Genomic DNA, 21,864 nt, shown 5'->3' with positions numbered 1-21,864 from the left:
TTCCAGCCCCTTGCCTATACTTGGTTTTCTATAACAAGAGTCATGACCAGAGGGCTGCGCCATGGACCACCTCGTACTCACTGTTTTTGCACCGGACAAGCCAGGGCAGGTCGAGCGCATTGCCCAATGCATTGCCGAGCAGGGCGGCAACTGGCTGGAAAGCCGCATGTCGCGCATGGCCGGGCAATTCGCCGGGATTCTTCGGGTGGGCGTGCCGGCAGAAGCCTACGACGCATTAGTCGATGCCCTACAGGCATTGTCCGCTCAGGGCATTCGCGTGTTGATCGCCGAAAGCGGCATCGAACAGTCCTGCACCTGGAAGCCGATTGCCATGGAATTGGTGGGCAATGATCGCCCCGGCATCGTGCGAGACATCACCCGGTTGTTGAGCGAGCAGGGGGTGAACCTGGAAAGGTTGGTGACGGAAGTGCGTCCAGCGCCGATGAGCAGCGAGCCGTTGTTCCACGCCGAGGCGATTCTGGCGGTGCCATTGACCCTTTCTCTGGACGTGCTGCAATCACGCCTGGAAACCCTGGCGGATGATCTGATGGTGGAACTGGTGCTGCGCAGTGAACCGTGACCCGGTTATCCAAGTTTAACGTGCACCTGCCTGTGGATAACCTGTAGAGACAGCCCGCCAGGGCACGCCGGCCGGGGCTTTTCAGGATCTGATCAAAAAACCAGCAGTTTCAGTGACTTGCGCACAAACGGCGGGGATCACGCTGTGGATAACCTTGGGAAGGAACGATGCAGGCCACGGAATACGTGGCCTGTGGAGGTTTGTACGTTTTTTGATCAGGCGCGGCGACGCAAACTGAGCCACGCATCGACGCTGTAAACGGCCAGGCCTGCCCAGATAAACATGAAGGCCACCAAGGTGCTGGACGACAAGTGTTCGTCAAACAGCAGTACCGCCTGCAACAACACCAACGTCGGCGCCAGGTACTGGAGGAAGCCCAGTGTGGTGTAGGGCAAATGCCGCGCGGCGGCGTTGAAACACACCAGCGGTACCAGCGTCACCGGACCTGCCGCCACCAACCACCAGGCCTCGGAGGTCGTCCAGAATTCGGCCTGAGCACTGCTGGCGGTCGGATTGAGCAACAACCAGGCAATGGCGATCGGCACCAGCATCCAGGTTTCCACCACCAGCCCGGGCAGGGCCTTGACGGGTGCCTGCTTGCGAATCAGCCCGTAGAAACCGAAGGTCAGAGCCAACACCAACGACACCCACGGCAGACTGCCGACTTGCCACACCTGCTGCGCCACGCCGACGGCCGCCAGCCCCACCGCAATCCATTGCATGCGACGCAGCCGTTCACCGAGGATCAGCATGCCCAGCAGCACGTTCACCAGCGGATTGATGTAGTAACCAAGGCTGGCTTCGAGCATGCGCCCGTTATTCACCGACCAGACATAGGTCAGCCAGTTGGCCGCGATCAATGTGCCGCTCAAGGCGAGGATCGCCAGTCGCTTCGGATTATCACGCAGCTCACGCCACCAGCCCGGGTGCTTCCAGACCATCAGCAGCAAGGCACCAAACAGCGCCGACCAGAGCACGCGGTGGATGATGATCTCCACGGCGGGAACGCTGGCGATGGCTTTGAAGTAGAGCGGGAAAAGTCCCCAGATGATGTAGGCACTCAGGCCCAATATGTACCCTCGACGCGGGTTGGCGGCTTGCATGCAGAGTCCTTGCTTAGGCAGCTAACAAAGAAGGGATTGTATAGATGTGTAGAGGATTGTGTAGGAGCGAGGCTTGCCCGCGAAGAACGCTAACGTGATATGCCTGATGTACCGCGTTTTCGTTCTTCGCGGGCAAGCCTCGCTCCTACAGGGGTTAGAACAACTTCAGGGGTTCTTCGTTGAGCGCCGCCAACTGCTCACGCAACGCCAACACCTGATCGCCCCAATAGCGTTCGCTGCCGAACCACGGAAAACTGCGCGGAAAGGCCGGGTCGTCCCAGCGGCGGGCAAGCCAGGCGCTGTAGTGCATCAGGCGCAGGGCACGCAAAGGTTCGATCAGCGCCAGCTCCCGCGGGTCGAAGTCGTGGAATTCGTTGTAGCCGTCCATCAATTCCGACAGTTGCCCCAGGCAATCCTGCCGATCACCCGCCAGCATCATCCAGATGTCCTGGACCGCCGGCCCCATGCGACAGTCGTCGAGATCGACGATATGGAACATTTCGTCGCGGCACATCATGTTGCCGGGGTGACAGTCGCCGTGCATGCGGATGTTCTGGTGCGGTGTGTTGCTGTAGGCATCTTCCACACGCTTGAGCAGATCGCGGGCGACGGACTCGTAGGCCGGGAGCAAACTGCGCGGGATGAAATTGCCTTCGAGCAAGGTTGCCAGTGAGTCATGGCCGAAGTTCTTGACTGCCAGGGCTTCGCGATGCTCGAACGGCTTGGTCGAACCCACTGCATGCAAGCGCCCGAGCAGTTGCCCCAGGCGATACAACTGATCGAGGTTGCCCGGCTCCGGCGCACGACCACCGCGGCGAGGGAACAGGGTGAAGCGAAAGCCTTTGTGTTCGTGCAGCGTTTCACCGTTGTGGATCAGCGGCGCAACCACGGGTACATCAACCCCGGCAAGTTCGAAGGTGAACTGGTGTTCCTCCAGAATCGCTTCGTTGCTCCAGCGCTGCGGACGATAGAACTTGGCGATCAGCGGCTCGCAGTCTTCGATGCCGACTTGATAGACACGATTCTCGTAGCTGTTGAGCGCCAGGATGCGCGCGTCGCTGAGGAAGCCGATGCTCTCGACGGCATCGAGCACGAGGTCTGGGGTGAGGGTTTCAAACGGGTGGGCCATGCTGACTCCTGCGCGCAGCAGGCTGCTGCGTCCGGCCAGGCATGGTAGCGCAGACGGGGCTGCAAGGGGGATCGTTCCCACGCTCTGCGTGGGAATGCAGCCAGGGACGCCCTGCGTCCCAAAAGCCGAACGCGGAGCGTCCGTTGAGCCATTCCCACGCAGAGTGTAGGAACGATCAGTGGCGGACGATCCAAATCAGGCGCCGACAATCCCGCCATCTTCCCGGCTGATCGCTATCACCGAAGACCGCGGCTTGCCATTGGGCAAATGCTCGGGGAAGGTCGAACCGCCGTTTTCACCCGGATGCTGGATTCCGACAAACAGGGTTTTTTGATCGGGTGAGAAACTGATCCCCGTCACTTCACAGCCAATCGGTCCGACCATGAAACGACGAATTTCCCCGCTCACCGGATCGGCGCAGAGCATCTGGTTGTTGCCCATGCCGGCGAAATCTCCGGCGTTGCTGGCATCGCCATCGGTTTGAATCCACAACCGCCCGGCATCATCGAACGCCAGACCGTCGGGGCTGTTGAACATGTTCTGCGGGGTGATGTTCGACGAGCCACCCTTTGGTGTTCCCGCGTGTACTTGCGGGTTGCCGGCCACCACAAAAAGATCCCAGGCAAAGGTTTTCGAACCGTGATCATCACGATCGGTGCGCCAGCGCAGGATTTGCCCGTAGACGTTTTTCTCCCGCGGGTTTGGTCCGCCCACCGGTTGCCCGTCCTCACCGCGTTTGGCGTTGTTGGTCAGCGTGCAGTAGACCTGGCCATCCTTGGGACTGACCACGATCCATTCCGGGCGGTCCATGCGCGTGGCTTTCACGACGCTTGCCGCCAGACGCACATTGATCAACACCTCGGCTTGATCGGCAAAACCACTGCCGGCATCGATGCCGTTCTTGCCGTGGGTCAACTCGATCCATTCACCCTGGCCTTTGGGATGATCGGCATTGCCGTCACCGGCGTCGAACCGTGCCACGTACAAGGTGCCGTGATCGAGCAGGTCGCGGTTGGCCTTGGGATTCTGGAGGTTGATTTTGTCGCGGCTGACGAATTTGTAGATGAATTCGCCGCGCTCATCGTCGCCCATGTAAACCACGGCATGCCCGTCACGGGTTTGTGTGAGGGCGGCGTTTTCGTGTTTGAAGCGCCCCAGCGCGGTGCGCTTGACCGGGGTCGATTGCGGGTCGAACGGATCAATCTCGACCACCCAGCCATGTCGGTTGAGTTCGTTGGGATTTTTCGCCAGGTCGAAACGCGAATCGTGTTGATGCCAGTTGATCTCTTTGCTGGAGAGCACCGCGCCATAGCGTTTCTGCGCGGCGTCGAATTTCTGTTCGGCATTGGTGCTGCCGAAGCAATCGGTGAAGTTCTCTTCGCAGGTCAGGTAAGTGCCCCACGGTGTCTGGCCGTTGGCGCAATTCTGGAACGTTCCGAGGACGGTTTTACCCTGCGGATCGGCACTGGTTTTCAGCAAGTCATGTCCGGCGGCAGGGCCGCTCAGCCTGATCGGTGAATTGCCATGGATGCGTCGGTTGTAACGTGAATCCTGAACGAATTGCCAGTGGCCGTCCTTGCGTTGCACTTCAATCACCGACACGCCTTCGCAAGCCAGGGCTTTGCGCACGTCTTGCGCCGATTGCGGCATGCCGCCCTGGGGGTAAAGGTAGCGATAGTTGGTGTATTCGTTGTTGATCGCCATCAGCGCGCGATGGTCGTCCCCGGGAAAGGCGAACAGGCTCATGCCGTCGTTGTTGTCGCCGAACTGGACTTCCTGCTGCTCGGCGCTGCCATTGCCGCTCGGATCGAATGCCGGACCGTTTTTGTGCAGGGGCTGGCCCCAACTGATCAACACCGAAGATTTGTAGCCTGGCGGCAGGCTGATGCTGTCGGCGGTGGCGGCGGGAATGCTCTCGAACCCCAGCAGCTTGCTGTTGCCGGCGCTGACGCTGGCGGCCAGCACGCTGCGGCTCAACAAGTTACCACCGAGGAACATGGCGGCGCCGCACAAGGCACCCGCGCTGATGAATCCGCGACGGCTGAGGCCGACCATTTGTTCGAGGTCGGTGGGTTGGTTGTCTTCTAATAGGCTCACATCAGGCTCCCTGCGGTTTTTGCAGTCACCTTAGTGATCAGTGATGAAGGTTTTGTTGCAGCGCGTTTACAAAGGAGTGCCCAGCAGAACCCGGGACGGTGAAAACTCGACGCGCACGGGCTTGCCGCTGCCAAGTCCCTGGGACTGCAAATGCCCGGGTTCGGCCAAGGCACACAGGGTCAAGCCGTTGGGCAGGGAGATACGTACTTCGCTGGGGCCGTCGTCTGCATCAAGGATCTTGTCGATAATGCCGTTCAAGCAATTGTTGCCTGGCGTTTCGCCAGAGTCGATCGCCATCAGATCAAGCCAACCGGCCTTGATCAACGCGACGACTTCGGTACCGATTTGCAGCTCCAGTCGTTCGGTACTGTCGTGGGTAATTTGTGCTTCGATGACCAGGTGTTCAGCCATTGCCAGGCGAATCAGGTCGTTTCGCCCCTGAGGCTCGATTGCGGCGACCGTACCATGCAGTTGGTTGCGCGCACTGGTGCGCAACATCAGGCGACCGAGCAGGTCCAGGTCGCTGGCGTCTTCAGCGGCTTCCAGCACCTGAGCCTGTAACGCCTGCAATTTCTGATACAGGCGCAATACCCGCTCGCCCTCGCTGGACAGTTTGGCGCCGCCACCGCCCTTGCCACCGACACTGCGCTCCACCAACGGTTTTTGCGCGAGGTTGTTCAGCTCATCGATGGCATCCCAGGCTGCCTTGTAGCTCAGCCCCGCGCTTTTTGCGGCACGGGTGATCGAACCCTGTTCAGCTATGTGTTGCAGCAGGGCGATGCGCTGCGGACGGCGGACAATGTGCTGGGACAACAAACTGGGCAAGGACATGGCAGACGCTTTGGGTTGTGACGATGGAAAGGACGTTGGCTGCTAAGGACGTACGAGTCAAGTCAAGGAGCGTCCCCTGGTTTGGGCGTGCGGGCCAGGCAATAGACATCCACCCGTGCGGCACCGGCGTCCATCAGCAGACGAGCCAATGCTTGTGCAGTGGCGCCGGTTGTCAGCACGTCGTCCACCAAAGCCAAGTGACGGCCCTTCACCGATGCGTCGGGCACCAGAGCGAATGCGCGGCGCAAATTGTTCTTGCGCGCCGCTGCATTCAATTCCTGTTGGGCACTGGTGTCTTGAGGCCTCGACAGCAGCCGCTCGTCGGAAGGTAAGCCGAGGTGAGCACTTAACCAGCGGGCGAGCATCGCCGCCTGATTGAACCCGCGTTGGCGCAAGCGTTTGGGCGCCAGTGGCACCGGAACCAATACATCGGGAATCGGCAGATCATCGGCGAAACGATGTTGCAGCGCCTGGGTGAGCAGTTCGGCGAGCAAGTGGCCAAACGGCCACTTCGCGCTGTGCTTGAAACGGGTAATCAGGCTGTCTACTGGAAAACTGTAGGTCCATGGCGCAACGACTTTTTCGAAGGCCGGTGGCTGTTTCAGGCATTGGCCGCACGTCAGGCCGGCCGCGGGCAACGGCAGTGCGCAACTCAGGCAGTGATCGCCGAGCCAGGGCAAGTCGGTTTCGCAGGCCATGCAGATGGGCGCGGCCCCATCGGCCAATTCATCACACAACAAACAAATTTGTTTATTTTTTAACCAGATGTAAACCTGTCTTTCGTAGCGTGGTTGACAGCGCATTGCTCTTCCTTAAATATGCCGAACATCCGTGTTGCGCCTGTGGGTATTCCGTCCCCAGTCGCTTGCCCAGCATAAAACAAAGGAAACGCCCATGAGCGCCAGCACCACTGCAACCCTGCGTCATGACTGGACTTTGGCCGAAGTCAAAGCACTCTTCGTTCAACCCTTCAATGACCTGCTGTTCCAGGCGCAGACGGTGCACCGCGCGCATTTCGACGCCAATCGCGTCCAGGTGTCGACCCTGTTGTCGATCAAGACCGGTGCCTGCCCGGAAGATTGCAAATATTGTCCACAGTCTGGTCACTACAACACCGGCCTGGAAAAAGAAAAACTGATGGAAGTGCAGAAGGTCCTCGAAGAGGCCGCTCGCGCCAAAGCCATCGGCTCGACCCGCTTTTGCATGGGTGCCGCGTGGAAACATCCATCGGCCAAAGACATGCCTTACGTATTGAAAATGGTCGAAGGCGTGAAAGCGCTGGGTCTGGAAACCTGCATGACCCTGGGTCGCCTCGATCAGGAACAGACCGAAGCGCTGGCCAAGGCCGGTCTGGATTACTACAACCACAACCTCGATACATCCCCCGAGTTCTACGGCAGCATCATCACCACCCGCACCTACAGCGAGCGCCTGCAAACCCTGGCCTACGTGCGTGATTCAGGGATGAAGATCTGCTCGGGCGGCATCCTCGGCATGGGCGAGTCCCTCGATGATCGCGCCAACCTGCTGATCCAGTTGGCCAACCTGCCGGAGCATCCGGAATCGGTGCCGATCAACATGCTGGTGAAAGTCGCCGGTACACCACTGGAAAACGCCGAGGACATCGACCCGTTCGACTTCATCCGTATGCTCGCGGTTGCGCGGATCCTGATGCCGCAATCCCACGTGCGCCTGTCCGCCGGCCGCGAAGCGATGAACGAGCAGATGCAGGCCCTGGCGTTCTTCGCCGGCGCCAACTCGATTTTCTACGGTGAAAAACTGCTGACCACCGCCAACCCGCAGGCCGACAAAGACATGCAGCTGTTCTCGCGTCTGGGCATCTTGCCGGAAGCCCGCGAAGAGCACGCTGACGAAGTGCATCAGGCGGCGATCGAACAGGCATTGGTGGAGCAGAAGAGCAGCGAGCAGTTCTATAACGCGGCGGTTTAAGCGCTTCGCAATTTTGATTGGCTGGAATGCTGAACCCTGTGGGAGCGGGCTTGCCCGCGATCGCGCAGTCACATTCAAAAAGGATGTCGACTGGAAGATCGCTATCGCGGGCAAGCCCGCTCCCACAGGGTCTGTGTTCACCCTAATATTGGTGCTTTGATTGCCCGAGGCCTGCATGTCTTTCGATCTCGCCGCACGCCTGGCTGCCCGTCGTGCCGAAAACCTCTATCGCCAGCGTCCGCTGCTCGAAAGCCCGCAAGGCCCGCAAGTGGTGGTCGATGGCCAGCCGCTGCTGGCGTTCTGTAACAACGATTACCTGGGCCTGGCCAATCACCCGCAAGTGATCGAAGCCTGGCGCGCCGGGGCCTTGAAATGGGGCGTCGGCGGCGGAGCATCGCACCTGGTCATCGGCCACAGTGGCCCGCATCACGCGCTGGAAGAAGCACTCGCCGATCTGACCGGTCGCCCACGCGCATTGCTGTTCACCACCGGTTACATGGCCAACCTTGGCGCGGTGACCGCGCTGGTGGGGCAGGGGGACACGGTGCTGGAAGACCGACTCAACCATGCTTCATTACTGGACGCGGGACTGTTGTCGGGCGCACGGTTCAGCCGTTACCTGCATAACGATGCCGCGAGCCTGGCTACTCGGCTTGAGAAAGCCAGCGGCAATACCCTGGTGGTCACCGATGGCGTGTTCAGCATGGACGGCGACATCGCCGACCTGCCCGCGCTGGCCCGGCAAGCCAAGGCCAAGGGCGCATGGTTGATGGTCGATGATGCGCATGGTTTCGGTCCGCTAGGCGCCAATGGCGGCGGCATCGTCGAGCATTTCGGCCTGAGCATGGAAGAAGTGCCGGTACTGGTCGGCACCCTCGGCAAGGCATTCGGCACGGCGGGGGCATTTGTCGCCGGCAGTGAAGAGCTGATCGAAAGCCTGATTCAGTTTGCCCGCCCCTACATTTACACCACCAGCCAGCCGCCCGCACTGGCCTGCGCCACACTCAAAAGTCTTGAACTGTTGCGCAGCGAACATTGGCGCCGTGAGCATCTGCAAGCGCTGATCCGCCAGTTCCGTCAAGGCGCCGAGCAGATTGGCCTGCAGCTGATGGACAGTTTCACACCGATCCAGCCGATCATGATCGGCGACACCGCCAGGGCGGTGCGTTTGTCGCAGATGTTGCGCGAGCGCGGGCTGATGGTGACCGCCATTCGTCCACCGACCGTGCCCGCCGGCAGCGCCCGTTTGCGTGTGACCCTGAGCGCCGCCCATAGCGAGTCGCAAGTGCAGCTATTGTTAGAAGGACTGGCCGATTGTTTCGAACAACTGGGACCGGAGCCAAGCCATGCGTGATCGACTGATTCTGCTGCCTGGCTGGGGCCTTGGCGTTTCGCCGCTGGAGCCGCTGGCGGCCGCCTTGCAAGGCCTGGATGAACATCTGCGGGTGGAAATCGAGCCACTGCCGGAGCTGGTTTCCAGCGACCTTGAAGAATGGCTCGATGAACTCGACTCGATGTTGCCCCAGGATGCCTGGCTTGGCGGCTGGTCCCTGGGAGGCATGCTCGCCTCCGAATTGGCGGCGCGTCGTGGTGATCGTTGTTGTGGTCTGCTGACGCTGGCGAGCAATCCTTGTTTTGTCGCCCATGACCAGTGGCCGAGCGCGATGCCCGGTGAAACCTTCGATGCGTTTCTGGCAGGTTGCAGGGCGGACCCGCGCACGACATTGAAACGCTTTTCGCTGCTTTGCGCCCAAGGTGCCGAAGACCCGCGCGGTTTGTCGCGGCTGCTGCTCGGCGGGGCGCCACATACGACGGCCTCGGTGTTGCTGAGCGGTCTGGAAGTGCTCGCGCAGCTCGATACCCGTCACGCCTTGCAGGCTTTTCGCGGCCCGCAGTTGCATTTGTTTGCTGGCCTTGATGGTCTGGTTCCCGCTGAGGCGGCAGGCGAGCTGTTCGCGTTAACCCCGGATATCGAAATCGGTCTGATTGAACAGGCCGGCCACGCGTTTCTTCTGGAAGACCCCCACGGTGTGGCGGGGGCGATCCAGGCCTTTTTGCATGAGTCCGGCGATGACTGATTTATCCCTTCCCAACCTGCCCGGCGGCTTGCCCGACAAACGCCAGGTTGCGGCTTCTTTTTCCCGCGCCGCGGCGAGCTACGACAGCGTGGCCGAGTTGCAGCGAGATGTCGGCAATCAATTGCTGGGCCGGTTACCGGCGTCGTTCACTCCGCAGCGATGGCTGGACCTTGGCTGTGGCACCGGTTTTTTCAGTCGAGCATTGGACGAGCGTTTCCCGCTCGGTCACGGGGTGGCGCTGGACATCGCCGAGGGCATGCTCAATCACGCCCGGCCCTTGGGCGGTGCTGCGCATTTCATCGCGGGCGACGCCGAGCGCCTGCCATTGCGCGATGCCACTTGCGATCTGATCTTTTCCAGCCTGGCCGTGCAGTGGTGTGCGGACTTCACCTCAGTACTCAGCGAGGCTTACCGCGTACTGAAGCCGGGCGGTGTTTTCGCATTTGCTAGTCTGTGCGTGGGTACGTTGTACGAGTTACGCGACAGCTGGCGTCAGGTCGATGGCATGGTGCATGTCAACCGCTTCCGCGAATTCGCTGTTTATCAACAGCTGTGTGCGGCCAGCGGCTTGCAGCCGCTCACGCTGGAAACCCGAGCGCATGTATTGCATTACCCGGACGTGCGCAGCCTGACCCATGAACTCAAGGCCCTGGGCGCGCACAACCTCAATCCCGGGCGCCCTGGCGGTTTGACGGGACGGGCGCGGATACTGGGGCTGGTCGAGGCTTATGAGCAGTTTCGTCAGGCCGAGGGCCTGCCGGCGACTTATCAAGTGGTGTACGCCGTTTTGGAGAAACCCTTATGAGCGCAGCCTATTTCATCACCGGTACCGACACCGATGTCGGCAAAACCACGGTGGCCGCAGGTCTGTTGCATGCCGCTCGAACTGCCGGCCTGAGCACCGCAGCCGGTAAACCGGTGGCCTCCGGTTGTACCGTGACGCCCAAGGGGCTGCGTAACGCCGATGCGCTGGCATTGTTGGCAGAATGTTCGCTGCCGTTGACTTATCCCCAGGTCAATCCGGTGGCGCTGGAACCGGCCATTGCCCCGCACCTGGCCGCCCGCGAGGCGGGCATCGCGCTGACCGTGCAATCGCTGGCGACGCCGATGCGGCAGATCCTCGATATGCAGGCCGATTTCACCTTGATCGAAGGCGCTGGCGGCTGGCGCGTGCCATTGGCGGATCAGGACAACCTGTCGGATCTGGCGATGGCATTGGGTCTGCCCGTGATCCTGGTGGTCGGCGTGCGCCTGGGCTGCATCAACCATGCGCTGCTCACGGCCGAAGCGATTGCCCGGGACGGTTTGCAACTGGCGGGCTGGGTGGCCAACATCATCGACCCGAAGACTTCGCGCCTGGAGGAAAACCTCGCGACCCTGGCCGAGCGCATACCGGCGCCTTGCCTGGGACGGGTGCCCAAGCTCAAGCTGGTGACGGCCGAAGCCGTGGCGGAACATCTCCAACTGGACCTGCTGGACTAGAATTTGCCTATGACAAGGCACAGTGCCATTAGGGTTTTTGTCGGGCGTTTTCTGCGCAGGTCTGCTTCAATGTGTGTTGGTAATCCTTTGCAAGGACGAGTTCTCCCATGGAAATCTCAGGTAACAGCGCTTTTTATGCCGGTCTGAGCACTATTCAGACAGGGCAGAACCGTGTCGATCAAGCCGCGGGCCAGATCGCCAACAACACCATCGAACGTGCGGTCACCAGCCAGTCCTCGGATGCCCAGGTCGATCGCCTGCGTTCTGTCGACCGCAGTCAGCAATCGGACCTGGCCAGCAACATGGTCGAGATGTCTCAGGGCAAATTTCAGGTTGAACTGGGCGCCAAGGTCGCCAAGGCATCCGATGAAGTGCTTGGAACGTTGATCGATACGTTCGCCTGATCTCCTGCTGAATCAGCACTGCCAACGCCGCGATATTTCGCGGCGTTTTTCTGCGTAAGTCCTTCTCCCTAAACTAATCTTTCCTTCACTGGCGTGCTGCTGTAGCGGCGGCGCTGCGCAGCCTGTATGCCGGCTATTTCCTTAAGGGATGACGAACGGCAAAAGATCGACGCTTGACAAGATTTAGGCGTAAACGTATGTTTCAAACAACTGTTTGACCGTCACAACAAATCAACACGGTCGTTCATTCCCGGTTACATCAGCAGAGGTTTATCGCTATGCCTGACTACAAGGCCCCCTTGCGTGATATTCGCTTCGTTCGTGACGAACTGCTCGGCTACGAAGCGCACTATCAGAGCCTTCCGGCTTGCGCGGACGCAACTCCGGACATGGTTGACGCCATTCTCGAAGAAGGCGCCAAGTTTTGTGAGCAGGTACTGGCTCCGCTGAACCGTGTGGGTGATACCGAAGGCTGCACCTGGAGCGAGTCCGGCGTTAAGACCCCGACTGGCTTCAAAGAGGCCTACAAGCAATTTGTCGAAGGCGGCTGGCCAAGCCTGGCCCATGACGTAGAACACGGCGGCCAGGGCCTGCCGGAATCTCTGGGTCTGGCTGTCAGCGAAATGGTTGGCGAGGCCAACTGGTCGTGGGGCATGTACCCGGGCCTGTCGCACGGTGCGATGAACACCATCTCCGAGCACGGCACCCCAGAGCAGCAAGAGGCCTACCTGACCAAACTGGTTTCCGGCGAGTGGACCGGCACCATGTGCCTGACCGAACCGCACTGTGGCACCGACCTGGGCATGCTGCGCACCAAGGCCGAACCTCAGGCCGACGGTTCCTACAAAGTCTCCGGCACCAAGATCTTCATCTCGGCCGGTGAACACGACATGGCCGACAACATCGTCCACATCGTGCTGGCCCGCCTGCCGGATGCTCCGGCTGGCACCAAAGGCATCTCGCTGTTCATCGTGCCGAAATTCCTGCCGAACGCAGACGGTTCGATCGGTGCGCGTAACGCCGTGTCCTGTGGTTCCCTGGAACACAAGATGGGCATCCATGGCAACGCCACTTGCGTGATGAACTTCGACGCGGCCACCGGTTACCTGATCGGCCCGGCGAACAAAGGCCTGAACTGCATGTTCACCTTCATGAACACCGCACGTCTGGGTACCGCGCTGCAAGGTCTGGCTCACGCCGAAATCGGCTTCCAGGGCGGCCTGAAATACGCTCGCGATCGTCTGCAAATGCGCTCCCTGACTGGCCCGAAAGCGCCGGACAAAGCCGCTGACCCGATCATCGTCCACCCTGACGTGCGCCGCATGCTGTTGACCATGAAGGCGTTCGCCGAAGGCAACCGCGCGATGGTGTACTTCACTGCGAAGCAGGTCGACATCGTCAAATACGGCGTCGATGAAGAAGAGAAGAAGAAGGCCGACGCGCTGCTGGCGTTCATGACCCCGATCGCCAAAGCGTTCATGACCGAAGTCGGTTTCGAAGCCGCCAACCACGGCGTGCAGATCTACGGCGGCCACGGCTTCATCGCCGAGTGGGGCATGGAGCAGAACGTTCGCGACAGCCGCATTTCGATGCTGTACGAAGGCACCACCGGTATCCAGGCCCTCGACCTGCTGGGTCGTAAAGTGCTGATGACCCAAGGCGAAGCCCTGAAAGGCTTCACCAAGATCGTCCACAAGTTCTGCCAAACCAACGAAGGCAACGAAGCGGTTCAAGAGTTCGTCGCTCCGCTGGCTGCACTGAACAAGGAATGGGGCGAGCTGACCATGAAGGTCGGTATGGCTGCCATGAAAGATCGCGAAGAAGTCGGCGCGGCCTCCGTGGACTACCTGATGTACTCCGGTTACGCCTGCCTGGCCTACTTCTGGGCCGACATGGCGCGCCTGGCTGCGGAAAAACTGGCTGCCGGCACTTCCGAAGAGGCGTTCTACACCGCCAAGCTGCAGACCGCGCGTTTCTACTTCCAGCGCATCCTGCCGCGTACCCGCACTCACGTTGCAACCATGCTCTCGGGTGCCAACAACCTGATGGACATGAAAGAAGAGAACTTCGACCTGGGCTACTAAGTCTTAAGGCAGTTATACAAAAACCGCTGTTCCTTCGGGATCAGCGGTTTTTTTTGCATTGGCGTGCGCCCACGAGACTTCTCCTTGCATCACTGGTGATTGCGATGCCGCCAGCTCCATTGAAAATACCTCAGTAAAACGCTCAGCAAATCGGGGTTTCTGCCGTTACAGTAGTGGGCACAATGCCATCTATTGATATGACGGGTCGGAGCTTTACCCTTGCCGCGTTCTTCCGCTGTACGTTTCAGTCATTTCCTACCGTCATTGCTGCTTTTGCTGGCGGGCCTTGCGGCTGCGTACGTCAAGGACCTGAACGTTTTCTTCACTTCACTGTTCAACGTACTGCCAACCCTGGTTCTGCTGCTGGGCGGTGCATATTGCGCGGTCTACCGACGCCAGCGTGAACTGTTTCTGATGGTCACGGTGTACATCGCCTATTTCCTGCTCGACACCCAGACTGATTACTACCGCGACAACGGCAAGGTGCGTGAAGACGCAGCCGTGGTTTTTCATCTGTGTTGTTTGTTGTTGCCGTTGCTGTTCGGCGTGTTTGCGGCGTGGCAAGAACGAACGCATTTGTTTCAGGACATGGTCGCGCGTTTTGCCGTGTTGCTGGCGGTGGGCAGCGTGGCATTGGGGCTCGAGCAGAGTTACCCGCAGGCGCTGCTGATCTGGTTGTCGGAGATTCGCTGGCCGGCCTTGCACGGTGCGTGGATGAGCCTGATCCAGCTGTCCTATCCAGTGTTCATCGCATCGTTTGTGCTGCTGGCATACCAATACTGGCGCAACCCGAGGCCGCTTCACGCCGCACAGCTTGTGGGTTTGCTCGGATTGTTCTGGATGTTGCCGAAAACCTTCATTCTGCCGTTTACCCTCAACATCATGTGCAGCGAGGTGATGCTGATGATCGCCGCTGCCGTTGCGCACGAAGCCTATCAAATGGCATTCCGCGATGAGCTGACCGGGTTGCCGGGGCGTCGTGCGTTGAATGAACGCATGCAGCGGTTGGGGCGCAACTATGTGTTGGCCATGAGCGACGTCGACCATTTCAAGAAATTCAACGATACCCACGGCCATGATGTCGGCGATCAGGTGCTGCGATTGGTCGCCAGCAAGCTGTCGAAAATCGGTGGCGGCGGTAAGGCGTATCGCTACGGTGGCGAGGAATTCGCCCTGGTGTTTGCAGGCAAAACCCTCGAAGAATGCATGCCGCACCTGGAAGTCATCCGCGAATCCATCGCCACCTACAACATTCACCTACGCAATCAGGACAGCCGCCCGCAAGATGACAACCAGGGGCGCCAACGCCGTGCAGGATCCGGCTCGTCGAGCGTGTCGGTGACCGTCAGTATCGGAGTCGCCGAGCGGATCGACCAGCGCACCCCGGAAGAGGTGCTCAAATCAGCCGACCAGGCGCTGTACAGTGCCAAAGGCGCGGGGCGCAACTGCGTGATGGCGTTCGGGCAGAACCGTCGTGGCGCCGTGCGCATGGACGCCGCTACGGTTGAGTGATGATGGCGCATTCAGCGTCTGCACTGTGATTGTGGGGCGTGGTCGACGGCAGTAGGTTGGAGAAATCTGCTGACGGAGAAATGACCATGCCTGAGTACAAAGCTCCCCTGCGCGACATGCGCTTTCTGATTGACCATGTCTTCGATTTTCACGGCAGCTACGCCGCACTGGGGGCTACCGATGCCAGCCCGGACATGGTGAGTGCGATTCTGGAAGAGGGCGCGAAGTTTTGTGAAAACGTGCTCTCCCCGCTCAACCGTAGCGGCGACGAAGAAGGCTGCCATTTCGACAATGGCGTGGTCACCACGCCAGCGGGTTTCAAGCAGGCGTTCGCACAATACGTCGAGGGTGGCTGGCATGGTCTGGCGGCGGATCCGGCTTACGGCGGCCAGGGTTTGCCCAGCTCTCTGGGACTGGTCATCAGCGAAATGGTCGGCTCGAGCAACACCTCATGGGGCATGTACCCGGGCCTGACCCACGGCGCCATGTCGGCAATCCATGCTCACGGCACTGAAGAACAGAAACAGACTTACTTGAGCAAACTTACCGCCGGCCAATGGACCGGCACCATGTGCCTGACCGAAGCTCATTGCGGCACCGATCTGGGCATCATCAAGACACGCGCCGTACCTCAGGCCGACGGCAGCTACGCAATTTCCGGCAGCAAGATTTTCATCTCCGCCGGCGAGCACGACATGAGCGACAACATCATTCACCTGGTGCTGGCGAAACTGCCGGATGCACCGGCCGGGACCAAAGGCATTTCGCTGTTTATCGTGCCCAAGTTTTTGCCCGATGCAGCGGGTGAAGCGGGCCAGCGCAACGGCGTCTCCTGTGGCTCGATCGAACACAAAATGGGCATCAAGGCCTCGGCCACCTGCGTGTTGAATTTCGATGGCGCCCAGGGTTTTTTGATCGGCGAACCGAACAAGGGCCTGAACTGCATGTTCACCATGATGAATCATGCGCGGCTGGGTACCGGCATGCAAGGCTTGTGTCTGGGCGAGGCAAGTTTCCAGGGCGCGATCAGGTACGCCAACGACCGTTTGCAGATGCGCTCGCTGACGGGACCCAAAGCGCCGGAGAAAGCCGCCGACCCAATTATCGTGCACCCCGATGTACGGCGGATGTTGCTGACCATGAAGGCTTTCAACGAAGGCAACCGCGCGCTGACCTACTTCACCGCACAATTGCTGGATGTCGCGCACCTGAGCGCGGATGAAACAGCGCGCCAGGACGCCGAAGACCTGTTGGCGTTCCTGACGCCTATCTGCAAGGCCTTCATGACCGACACCGGCCTGGAGGTGACCAATCACGGCATGCAGGTATTTGGCGGGCACGGTTTCATCCGTGAGTGGGGTATGGAACAACTGGTGCGTGATTGCCGCATCGCACCGATCTATGAAGGCACTAACGGTATTCAGGCGCTGGACCTGCTCGGGCGTAAGGTCCTCGGCAGCCAGGGCAAGCTACTGCGCGGTTTCACCAAAATCGTCCACAAATTCTGTGCGGCGAATGCCGCGCACCCGCAGTTGGCGGTTTATGTGGCCCAACTCAACGACCTGAACCGGCAGTGGGGCGAATTGACCACTCAGGTCGGCATGGCTGCGATGAAAAATCCGGACGAAGTCGGCGCGGCATCAGTGGATTACCTGATGTACAGCGGTTACATCATCCTCGGATACTTGTGGTTGCGGATGGCGTTGGTGGCGCAGGCACAATTGGAATCCGGCAGTGGCGATGCCGATTTCTGCCGGGGCAAACTGGCGACCAACGAATTTTATTTCAAGCGACTATTGCCACGCACTGCCGCGCACCGGGCAGCGATCGAGGCGGGCAGCGATTGCCTGATGAAGCTGCCGGCGGAGTTGTTTGCGCTCTGACGATCAGGATTGAAAAGCTTCGCGGGCAAGCCTCGCTCCTACGGTTCTATGTCGTTCACGTGAATGCGTGCGACACGGCCTGTAGGAGCGAGGCTTGCCCGCGAATGCGTTCTGGCAGGCGAGAACTGTCTCAGCTGAAACGCTGGTGACTAAAAATAACAAAACAGTCACTGGCTGACCCTATGTGTCGCAAAAGTTGTTGGGTTACACTCGGACCCAACGAAAACACCACACCTACGAATTACCTGTTTAGATCTTGCGAGGTTTGCCATGGCTGACTACAAAGCGCCCCTGCGCGATATGCGCTTCGTCCTCAATGAAGTTTTCGAGGTCGCCAAACTCTGGGCCGAGCTGCCGGCGCTGGCGGATTCCGTCGATGCTGAGACCGTCGAAGCCATTCTCGAAGAAGCCGGCAAGGTCACCAGCAAAAGCATCGCGCCCCTGAGCCGTGCGGCCGACGAAGAAGGTTGCCATTGGGCAGACGGTGCTGTCACCACGCCGGCCGGTTTCCCACAGGCTTATCAGACTTATGCTGAAGGCGGTTGGGTCGGGGTCGGTGGCGATCCTGCCTACGGCGGCATGGGCATGCCCAAAGCCGTGTCGGCCCAGGTCGAAGAGATGGTCAACTCCGCCAGCCTGTCGTTCGGTTTGTACCCGATGCTGACCGCCGGTGCTTGCCTGTCGATCAACGCCCACGCCAGCGAAGAACTGAAAGCCGCGTACCTGCCTAACATGTACGCCGGTGTCTGGGCCGGTTCCATGTGCCTGACCGAGCCGCATGCCGGTACGGACCTGGGCATCATTCGCACCAAGGCCGAGCCACAGGCTGACGGTTCCTACAAAGTCAGCGGCACCAAGATCTTCATCACCGGTGGTGAGCACGACCTCACCGAAAACATCATCCACCTGGTACTCGCCAAGCTGCCGGATGCTCCGGCCGGTCCGAAAGGTATCTCGCTGTTCCTGGTGCCGAAGTTCATGGTCAATGCCGATGGCAGCCTGGGCGCGCGCAACCCGGCCAATTGCGGCTCGATCGAGCACAAGATGGGCATCCAGGCGTCGGCGACCTGCGTGATGAACTTCGATGAGGCTGTGGGTTATCTGGTCGGCGAGCCGAACAAAGGCCTGGCGGCGATGTTTACCATGATGAACTACGAGCGTCTGGGGGTTGGCATCCAGGGCCTGGCTTCTGGCGAGCGCTCCTATCAGAACGCAGTGGAGTACGCCCGCGACCGACTGCAAAGCCGTTCGCCGACCGGCGCGCAGAACAAGGACAAAGTGGCCGATCCGATCATCGTCCACCCGGATGTACGTCGCATGCTGTTGACCATGAAAGCTTCGAACGAAGGCGGTCGTGCGTTCTCGACTTACGTGGCCATGCAACTGGACACCGCCAAGTTCAGCGAAGACGCCGCGACCCGCAAGCGTGCGGAGGATCTGGTGGCGTTGTTGACTCCCGTGGCCAAGGCGTTCCTGACTGATCTCGGCCTGGAAACCACAGTGCACGGCCAGCAGGTTTTCGGAGGTCACGGCTACATCCGCGAGTGGGGTCAGGAACAACTGGTTCGCGATGTTCGCATCACCCAGATCTACGAAGGCACCAACGGCATCCAGGCCCTGGACCTGGTCGGGCGCAAGATCGTTGGCAGCGGCGGGGCGTTCTACAACCTGTTCGCTGACGAGATTCGTCACTTCACGGCCTCTGCCAGCGCCGATCTTGCCGAATTCACCAAACCGTTGAACGACGCTGTGACCACGCTCGACGAACTGACCGCGTGGTTGCTTGACCGGGCAAAATCCAACCCGAATGAAATCGGCGCGGCATCGGTCGAGTATCTGCAAGCGTTCGGTTATGTCGCTTACGCCTACATGTGGGCACTGATGGCCAAGGCCGCTCTCGGCAAAGAAGCGCAGGACGATTTCTACGCCAGCAAACTCGGCACGGCGCGGTTCTATTTCGCACGCCTGCTGCCGCGTATCCACTCGTTGAGCGCGTCGGTGAAGGCCGGGAGTGAGTCGCTTTTCCTGCTGGATGCCGCACAGTTCTGACAATGTAACGTCATGTAAGCTTTCTCTTACATGACGTGCTGCCTATCTCCCATAGATGCAGATTGGATCCACGGCTAATCTACTTCACATGGACGTAGCGCAGGAAGCGCAAAGCAACAACACGGACACGTAGGATTCTGCCAGGACGGCGGAGTGAAATGGATGTCAGGGAAACAGTCTGCAAAGCCCCGCTTCGGCGGGGTTTTCTTATGCCTGCGAAAAAGTACTCAGCCAAGCCCGTCCAGTGCTGGCGAGTTATTCAAGCGATCTTCCGGTCGATTTATCACCTCTTCGAGCAGCGTACGTAACAACGCCAGCGAGGCTTGTTGCCGTTGCACATCGCGACACACCAACCCCACTTTCAACGGTACCCGCGGCTCACTGAGCGGTTTCCACAGCAGGTCGTTGTTGCCATGGGTTTTTTGCGAGCGTCCGGGCAATACCGTTGCCAATTGTGTGTGCGGCAGGCTGTCGAGAATCCCCGCCATGTTGTTCAATTCAGCCTGCACCTGCGGACGTCGTCCCAGATTGGCCAATTGCGCCTGCCAAATCTGGCGTATCTGAAACTCCTCACCCAATAGCAACATCGGCAATTGCGCAGCCTGACTCATCGAGACTTTCTTGAATTCCCGCAAGGGGTGCTCCGCGGGGATGACAAGCGTCAGTTCATCCTCATACAGCATCACGCCATGTAGCCCAGGTTGCCGGGGGGGCAGATAGCTGATGCCGATATCCAGCGAGCCATTGAGCAACCGACGTTCGATTTCCAGTCCTGTCAGTTCATAGATCTGCACCACCAGATGCGGCTGGGCTTTGCGCACGCGTTCGAGCATCTGCGGCACAAGGCTGGTGTGCACCGTTTGCAAAACGCCAATGGCCAGCGTACGCAGCGCCTGCCCCTTGAAATTGCCCAATGCTTCGCGCGCCCGCTGCAGACCATCGAGCAAGGGCAGGGCGTGGTTGTACAGCGTATGGGCCGCCAGGGTCGGCAACAGGCGTTTGCTGCTGCGTTCGAACAGGCTCACATCGAGGGTCTGTTCGAGATGGCGGATCTGTTGTGAAAGCGCCGGTTGAGAGATTGAAAGTCGTTCGGCGGCACGCCCGACGTGGCCCTCTTCATACACCGCGACGAAATAACGCAGTTGCTTAAAATCCATAAGTAATTCTTATTGAAAATGCTGGTAAATCGAAATGGTTCAACACTGGGACTGAGCCTAGTCTAACTGCATTCATAAGGCTTGCAGGGCCAGAAAAGGCGATGAAGAGCATTGGCTTCGCTGTTGTTTGCATAGGTAACGCAAAACACCTGAAACGTAGGTTGAACCCATGAATCTGTTCAGCCTGCGGCGCGCTTCGCCATCGATTGATGATCTGGTAGCGGGTGCTTCCTTCGCCTCCAGTTACGAAAACCTCTCCAGTGAGTGCCTGATGCCCAGTGTCGAGCGGCCCCATCAGATTTTTGTCCGCGGCCAAGGTTCGTGGTTGTGGGACAGCGATGATCGCGCGTATCTGGATTTTTCCCAGGGCGGCGGGGCCAACAGCCTGGGCCACAGTCCCAAAGCACTGGTCAATGCCATCACGACGCAGGCGCAGGCGCTGATCAATCCCGGTTTCAGCCTGCATAACCGCGGCATGATCAACCTCGCCGAGCGTTTGTGCCTGAGTACCGGCAGCGATCAGGCTTACATGCTCAACACGGGCAGCGAAGCCTGTGAGGCCGCGATCAAATTGGCGCGCAAATGGGGCCAACAGCATCGCGGCGGCGCTTCGCGGATCATCGTCGCCAATAACGGCTGCCATGGTCGTAGCCTGGCGACGATCTCGGCGTCGGACAGTTCGACTTTGGCCAACCGATTTGAACCGCAGCTGCCAGGCTTCAGCCATGTTCCCTACAACGATCTTCCGGCGCTGCACGCGGCTGTTGACGAGCGGACCGTGGCGATCATGCTCGAACCGATTCAGAGCGAAGCCGGAGTGATTGCGGCCACGGCGCATTATCTCAAAGGCGTCGAACGTCTGTGTCGGGAGCTGGGGATCCTGTTGATTCTCGACGAAGTGCAAACCGGATTGGGTCGCTGCGGCACCTTGCTCGCCGAACAGTCCTACGGTGTGCGCGCCGATATCGTCGTCCTCGGCAAAGGGCTGGGTGGTGGGGTGCCCTTGGCCGCATTGCTGGCGCGGGGCAAGGCTTGCTGTTTCGACACTGGCGAACTGGGCGGCACCCATCACGGCAATGCACTGATGACCGCGGCGGGTCTGGCGGTGCTCGACAGTGTGCAGGACAAAGGATTTCTCGAACATGTCGGGGAATCCGCCCTGCACCTGCGCGAAGGTTTGCAGCGCTTGTCCCATCGTTACGGTCACGGCGAACTGCGCGGCCAGGGGCTGCTTTGGGGGCTGACTCTATCCGACGATTCTGCTGATGCCGTCGTCAACGCAGCCTTGTTTGAAGGCTTGCTGCTCAACGCCCCGCAACCGGACTGCCTGCGCTTCACCCCGGCGCTGACCGTCAGCATGGCCAATATCGATGAAATGCTCCTGCGCCTGGCCCGCGCCTTCTCCCGCGTACGCACCGCGCAATTACAGTGCCGCAAAGGGATTGCCGTCTGATCAGACGCGTCCTGCACAAATCCCAGAACCGTCTCGCGGTAATACGCACGCCCTGCGCCTGATTTTTTTGGC

At 59.7% G+C, this 21,864-nt stretch carries 18 protein-coding genes; 12 read left to right on the top strand and 6 right to left on the bottom strand.

All coding sequences use genetic code 11. The annotated features are described in order from the left end of the window. Nucleotides 1-61: 61 nt before the first annotated feature. Nucleotides 62-580, top strand: coding sequence for a glycine cleavage system protein R (locus D8U18_RS26135; RefSeq protein ID WP_056853580.1), 519 nt, complete (start codon nucleotides 62-64; stop codon nucleotides 578-580). A 215-nt stretch (nucleotides 581-795) separates the two neighbouring features. On the opposite strand, the gene rarD is transcribed toward D8U18_RS26135, so the two are convergent. The 5 genes from rarD to D8U18_RS26110 form a co-directional block, all read right to left on the bottom strand. Next, the gene (rarD, locus tag D8U18_RS26130; protein ID WP_130930294.1) at nucleotides 796-1,683 is read right to left on the bottom strand and encodes an EamA family transporter RarD; all 888 of its coding nucleotides are present in this window, start codon (nucleotides 1,681-1,683) and stop codon (nucleotides 796-798) included. 154 nt (nucleotides 1,684-1,837) lie between these two features. Further along, nucleotides 1,838-2,812 carry a serine/threonine protein kinase gene (locus tag D8U18_RS26125; protein ID WP_056853578.1) on the bottom strand — a complete coding sequence of 325 codons (975 nt, stop codon included), beginning with the start codon at nucleotides 2,810-2,812 and terminating at the stop codon, nucleotides 1,838-1,840. Between the two features lie 195 nt (nucleotides 2,813-3,007). Continuing rightward, complete coding sequence (locus tag D8U18_RS26120) at nucleotides 3,008-4,909, bottom strand: PhoX family phosphatase (protein ID WP_131108966.1); 1,902 nt, start codon at nucleotides 4,907-4,909, stop codon at nucleotides 3,008-3,010. A 66-nt stretch (nucleotides 4,910-4,975) separates the two neighbouring features. Further along, nucleotides 4,976-5,740, bottom strand: coding sequence for a TOBE domain-containing protein (locus D8U18_RS26115; protein WP_130907960.1), 765 nt, complete (start codon nucleotides 5,738-5,740; stop codon nucleotides 4,976-4,978). A 62-nt stretch (nucleotides 5,741-5,802) separates the two neighbouring features. Next, the gene (locus D8U18_RS26110) at nucleotides 5,803-6,543 is read right to left on the bottom strand and encodes a ComF family protein (RefSeq protein WP_131108964.1); all 741 of its coding nucleotides are present in this window, start codon (nucleotides 6,541-6,543) and stop codon (nucleotides 5,803-5,805) included. A 91-nt stretch (nucleotides 6,544-6,634) separates the two neighbouring features. On the opposite strand from D8U18_RS26110, the gene bioB reads away from it, so the two are divergent. From bioB to D8U18_RS26055, 10 genes are all read left to right on the top strand, one after another. After that, nucleotides 6,635-7,690, top strand: coding sequence for a biotin synthase BioB (bioB, locus tag D8U18_RS26105; protein ID WP_056853574.1), 1,056 nt, complete (start codon nucleotides 6,635-6,637; stop codon nucleotides 7,688-7,690). Nucleotides 7,691-7,865: 175 nt separating this feature from the next. Further along, the gene (gene bioF, locus D8U18_RS26095) at nucleotides 7,866-9,044 is read left to right on the top strand and encodes an 8-amino-7-oxononanoate synthase (protein WP_130905983.1); all 1,179 of its coding nucleotides are present in this window, start codon (nucleotides 7,866-7,868) and stop codon (nucleotides 9,042-9,044) included. Beyond that, a complete protein-coding gene (locus tag D8U18_RS26090) occupies nucleotides 9,037-9,768 on the top strand; it encodes an alpha/beta fold hydrolase (protein ID WP_131108962.1) in 732 nt (243 codons plus the stop codon). The genes bioF and D8U18_RS26090 overlap by 8 nt, the downstream gene beginning before the upstream one ends. Further along, nucleotides 9,761-10,573, top strand: coding sequence for a malonyl-ACP O-methyltransferase BioC (gene bioC, locus D8U18_RS26085; RefSeq protein WP_131108959.1), 813 nt, complete (start codon nucleotides 9,761-9,763; stop codon nucleotides 10,571-10,573). Before D8U18_RS26090 ends, bioC begins: the two co-directional genes overlap by 8 nt. After that, the gene (gene bioD / locus D8U18_RS26080) at nucleotides 10,570-11,250 is read left to right on the top strand and encodes a dethiobiotin synthase (RefSeq protein WP_130907965.1); all 681 of its coding nucleotides are present in this window, start codon (nucleotides 10,570-10,572) and stop codon (nucleotides 11,248-11,250) included. The genes bioC and bioD overlap by 4 nt, the downstream gene beginning before the upstream one ends. Nucleotides 11,251-11,357: 107 nt before the next feature. Further along, the gene (locus tag D8U18_RS26075; RefSeq protein WP_056853569.1) at nucleotides 11,358-11,654 is read left to right on the top strand and encodes a hypothetical protein; all 297 of its coding nucleotides are present in this window, start codon (nucleotides 11,358-11,360) and stop codon (nucleotides 11,652-11,654) included. Nucleotides 11,655-11,932: 278 nt separating this feature from the next. Further along, on the top strand, nucleotides 11,933-13,738 hold the full coding sequence (locus D8U18_RS26070) for a phenylacyl-CoA dehydrogenase (RefSeq protein WP_131108957.1): 1,806 nt from the start codon (nucleotides 11,933-11,935) through the stop codon (nucleotides 13,736-13,738). A gap of 219 nt (nucleotides 13,739-13,957) precedes the next feature. Beyond that, a complete protein-coding gene (locus tag D8U18_RS26065; protein ID WP_131108955.1) occupies nucleotides 13,958-15,250 on the top strand; it encodes a GGDEF domain-containing protein in 1,293 nt (430 codons plus the stop codon). Nucleotides 15,251-15,336: 86 nt separating this feature from the next. Further along, a complete protein-coding gene (locus D8U18_RS26060; protein ID WP_131108953.1) occupies nucleotides 15,337-17,133 on the top strand; it encodes an acyl-CoA dehydrogenase C-terminal domain-containing protein in 1,797 nt (598 codons plus the stop codon). 270 nt (nucleotides 17,134-17,403) lie between these two features. Then, a complete protein-coding gene (locus tag D8U18_RS26055; RefSeq protein WP_130905978.1) occupies nucleotides 17,404-19,182 on the top strand; it encodes an acyl-CoA dehydrogenase C-terminal domain-containing protein in 1,779 nt (592 codons plus the stop codon). A 227-nt stretch (nucleotides 19,183-19,409) separates the two neighbouring features. Here the strand turns inward: D8U18_RS26055 and D8U18_RS26050 are convergent, their stop codons facing one another. After that, nucleotides 19,410-20,339, bottom strand: a complete 930-nt coding sequence (locus tag D8U18_RS26050) for a LysR family transcriptional regulator (RefSeq protein WP_130905977.1) — start codon at nucleotides 20,337-20,339, stop codon at nucleotides 19,410-19,412. Nucleotides 20,340-20,508: 169 nt separating this feature from the next. Here D8U18_RS26050 and D8U18_RS26045 point away from each other — a divergent pair, with 169 nt between their 5' ends. Further along, on the top strand, nucleotides 20,509-21,792 hold the full coding sequence (locus D8U18_RS26045) for an aminotransferase class III-fold pyridoxal phosphate-dependent enzyme (RefSeq protein ID WP_131108952.1): 1,284 nt from the start codon (nucleotides 20,509-20,511) through the stop codon (nucleotides 21,790-21,792). Nucleotides 21,793-21,864: the final 72 nt, after the last annotated feature.

The sequence above is a fragment of the Pseudomonas sp. Sample_10 genome, assembly GCF_004321495.1.
Taxonomy (GTDB): domain Bacteria; phylum Pseudomonadota; class Gammaproteobacteria; order Pseudomonadales; family Pseudomonadaceae; genus Aquipseudomonas.
The sequence above is the reverse complement of the archived record's forward strand: the minus strand, read 5'-3'. Positions and strand labels throughout refer to the sequence as shown.

Excerpts from the sequence above, each read along its gene's own strand:
- D8U18_RS26135 (WP_056853580.1), top strand. The coding sequence starts at position 62 with ATGGACCACCTCGTACTCACTGTTTTTGCACCGGACAAGCCAGGGCAG.
- D8U18_RS26070 (WP_131108957.1), top strand. The coding sequence starts at position 11,933 with ATGCCTGACTACAAGGCCCCCTTGCGTGATATTCGCTTCGTTCGTGAC.
- bioD (WP_130907965.1), top strand. The coding sequence starts at position 10,570 with ATGAGCGCAGCCTATTTCATCACCGGTACCGACACCGATGTCGGCAAA.
- D8U18_RS26125 (WP_056853578.1), bottom strand. The coding sequence starts at position 2,812 with ATGGCCCACCCGTTTGAAACCCTCACCCCAGACCTCGTGCTCGATGCC.
- bioB (WP_056853574.1), top strand. The coding sequence starts at position 6,635 with ATGAGCGCCAGCACCACTGCAACCCTGCGTCATGACTGGACTTTGGCC.
- D8U18_RS26060 (WP_131108953.1), top strand. The coding sequence starts at position 15,337 with ATGCCTGAGTACAAAGCTCCCCTGCGCGACATGCGCTTTCTGATTGAC.
- D8U18_RS26075 (WP_056853569.1), top strand. The coding sequence starts at position 11,358 with ATGGAAATCTCAGGTAACAGCGCTTTTTATGCCGGTCTGAGCACTATT.
- D8U18_RS26090 (WP_131108962.1), top strand. The coding sequence starts at position 9,037 with ATGCGTGATCGACTGATTCTGCTGCCTGGCTGGGGCCTTGGCGTTTCG.
- D8U18_RS26110 (WP_131108964.1), bottom strand. The coding sequence starts at position 6,543 with ATGCGCTGTCAACCACGCTACGAAAGACAGGTTTACATCTGGTTAAAA.
- D8U18_RS26055 (WP_130905978.1), top strand. The coding sequence starts at position 17,404 with ATGGCTGACTACAAAGCGCCCCTGCGCGATATGCGCTTCGTCCTCAAT.
- D8U18_RS26050 (WP_130905977.1), bottom strand. The coding sequence starts at position 20,339 with ATGGATTTTAAGCAACTGCGTTATTTCGTCGCGGTGTATGAAGAGGGC.
- bioF (WP_130905983.1), top strand. The coding sequence starts at position 7,866 with ATGTCTTTCGATCTCGCCGCACGCCTGGCTGCCCGTCGTGCCGAAAAC.
- D8U18_RS26045 (WP_131108952.1), top strand. The coding sequence starts at position 20,509 with ATGAATCTGTTCAGCCTGCGGCGCGCTTCGCCATCGATTGATGATCTG.
- D8U18_RS26115 (WP_130907960.1), bottom strand. The coding sequence starts at position 5,740 with ATGTCCTTGCCCAGTTTGTTGTCCCAGCACATTGTCCGCCGTCCGCAG.
- bioC (WP_131108959.1), top strand. The coding sequence starts at position 9,761 with ATGACTGATTTATCCCTTCCCAACCTGCCCGGCGGCTTGCCCGACAAA.
- rarD (WP_130930294.1), bottom strand. The coding sequence starts at position 1,683 with ATGCAAGCCGCCAACCCGCGTCGAGGGTACATATTGGGCCTGAGTGCC.